Origin of the sequence: Bradyrhizobium sp. PRIMUS42 (assembly GCF_023006515.1) — a bacterium.
GTDB lineage: Bacteria > Pseudomonadota > Alphaproteobacteria > Rhizobiales > Xanthobacteraceae > Bradyrhizobium.
This window is the reverse complement of the sequence record NZ_JALBGZ010001043.1, coordinates 1-1,611: the sequence shown is the minus strand read 5'-3', so window position 1 is coordinate 1,611 and position 1,611 is coordinate 1. Positions and strand designations below refer to the sequence as shown.

Genomic DNA, 1,611 nt, shown 5'->3' with positions numbered 1-1,611 from the left:
AGAGCCGGCTTGGCGGCCGCGGCACGCGGGTCGTTCGGCTTGTAGAGGCCGCGCCGCTCCGGAATCGGGCGGAACGTATCGGTCAGACCGACCACGGTTTCGGCCGCGCCCAGCACCAGGAAGCCGTCGGGCTCGATCTGGCGCGCCAGACGGTTGAAGATGTTGATCTTGGTATCCTGGTCGAAATAGATCAGCACGTTGCGGCAGAAGATGACGTCGAAGGTGCCGAGCTGGGAAAAATCGTGCAGCAGGTTGAGCTGCCGGTGCTGGATCATCGCCCGCAGCTCGGGATTGATCTGCCAGGTCTCGCCGGTCTGCTTGAAATATTTCATCAGCATCTGGATCGGCAGGCCGCGCTGCACCTCGAACTGGCTGTAGATGCCGGCCTTGGCCTTCTCCAGCACCTCCTGCGACAGATCGGTCGCGATGATCTCGACGCGCCAGCCGGTCAGGGCCGCACCCATCTCCTTCAGGCTCATCGCCAGCGAATAGGGCTCCTGCCCGGTCGAGCCGGCGGCGCACCAGATGCGCACGCTCCGACGCGCCGCGCGCGCCTTGATGACCTCGGGCATGATGGTGTCGCGGAAATGATCGAACGGGACCTTGTCGCGGAAGAAGAAGGTCTCGTTGGTGGTCATGGCTTCGACCACGTCGGTGATCAGCGTGCGCGAGCCGCCTTGCAGCTTCTGCACCAGCTCGGGGATACCGGAGAGCCCGGCCTTGCGGGCGAGCGGCAGCAGGCGGCTTTCGATCAGATATTGCTTGTCTGCGGACAGGTCGAGCCCGGAATTGTCCTTCAGGAACTTGCGCAGATACTCATACTCGGTCGGGGTCACGGATGGCCTCTTCGAAGCTGTACTGGAACACTCTGGCCAAAGCACTTCGGCCAGACACACTCAGACCATGGCTTGTCCGACCGGGATCAAACCAACCTCTGCGAATTTGTCGGCGATGATGTCCTTGTCGAAGGGCTTCATGATGTACTCATTGGCGCCACCGCTGAGCGCCTGGGCGATATGAGCCACGTTGTTCTCGGTGGTGCAGAACACGACCTTGGGCTGGTCGCCGCCGGGCAGGCGGCGCATGTGGCCCATGAATTCGAAGCCGTCCATCACGGGCATGTTCCAGTCCAGCAGCACCGCATCGGGCAGCTGCCGCTGGCAGATCTCGAGCGCCTTCGAGCCGTCCTCGGCCTCGGTGACTTGGAATTCCAGGCCTTCCAGGATCCTGCGCGCGATCTTGCGAACGACGCTGGAATCATCGACCACCAAACACGTCTTCATTTTGGTTCTCCGGCTTCGATGTTTATCGTTGGCTCACGCAGCCATTTGCACTTCGGTCTTGAGCTCGAGGACGCGATCGACGTCGAGGACGACCATGAGCTGTCCGTCGAGGCGGTGGACGCCGCCGGCGAGCTTGGCCATGCGGGGGTCGAGGTTGACGGGGTTCTCTTCCATGCCCGCCTCGGGCAGGCGCAGCACCTCGCCGATCTGGTCGATCAGCAGGCCGTAGGATTCGCCGCGCAGGTCGACGCCGACCGCCATCGGCACCTTGCCGTCCTCAGGCTGCGGCAGGCCGAGACGGGCGCGCATGTCGACCACGGTGACGATG

3 protein-coding genes are annotated in these 1,611 nt (G+C 63.3%); all 3 read right to left on the bottom strand.

Features of this window, described 5'->3' with window-relative positions; all coding sequences use genetic code 11:
- Positions 1-836, bottom strand: an 836-nt coding sequence (locus tag MOV75_RS37300) for a protein-glutamate O-methyltransferase CheR (RefSeq protein WP_247007903.1), incomplete at its 3' end; no start/stop codon positions are given.
- 60 nt (positions 837-896) lie between these two features.
- Positions 897-1,283 (bottom strand): response regulator, encoded by a 387-nt coding sequence (locus MOV75_RS37295; RefSeq protein WP_028143851.1) that lies wholly within the window; start codon positions 1,281-1,283, stop codon positions 897-899.
- A gap of 33 nt (positions 1,284-1,316) precedes the next feature.
- Positions 1,317-1,611: chemotaxis protein CheW (locus tag MOV75_RS37290; RefSeq protein WP_247007901.1), on the bottom strand; the 295-nt coding region annotated here is incomplete at its 5' end.